The sequence below is a fragment of the Oleiphilus sp. HI0123 genome (assembly GCF_001635315.1).
This window is the reverse complement of sequence record NZ_LWGE01000638.1, coordinates 1-456: the sequence shown is the minus strand read 5'-3', so window position 1 is coordinate 456 and position 456 is coordinate 1. Positions and strand designations below refer to the sequence as shown.

Sequence of the window (456 nt, the reverse complement as noted above, 5' to 3'; positions counted from 1 at the left end):
AGATGTTTGGTTTTCCTGCTGCCAAGATCTTTACGCCTGACCAGTGGCTGGAACAGGGCGATACGGTTGAAGTGGGGAGCGAGATTCTCGAAGTGCTACATTGTCCTGGTCATACGCCAGGCCATGTCGTTTTTTACCATCGAGGTAGTGATTTATTGGTCGTTGGTGACGTTCTTTTTCAAGGCTCAATCGGGCGTACGGATTTCCCTAAGGGCGACTTCGACACGCTTGCGAAGTCGATTCGATCTAAGCTTTGGGCATTGGCGGATGAAACGAAATTCATTCCGGGTCATGGCCCGATGTCGACCATAGGGCATGAAAAAGCCAACAACCCCTTTGTTGGTGGTTACGGCTAGTAAGGTATACAGATAATATTTAAGCGCTCGATACCAGCGTTGACACAGTAAAAAATCAGATAGGCATAACGTTAATGACACAAATGGTAAGAACACGAAT

The 456-nt window shown here is 47.1% G+C and carries 1 protein-coding gene; it reads left to right on the top strand.

All coding sequences use genetic code 11. From position 1 onward, the window contains the following. Window positions 1-356, top strand: a 356-nt coding sequence (locus A3761_RS05775; protein WP_156491644.1) for an MBL fold metallo-hydrolase, incomplete at its 5' end; no start/stop codon positions are given. Window positions 357-456: the final 100 nt, after the last annotated feature.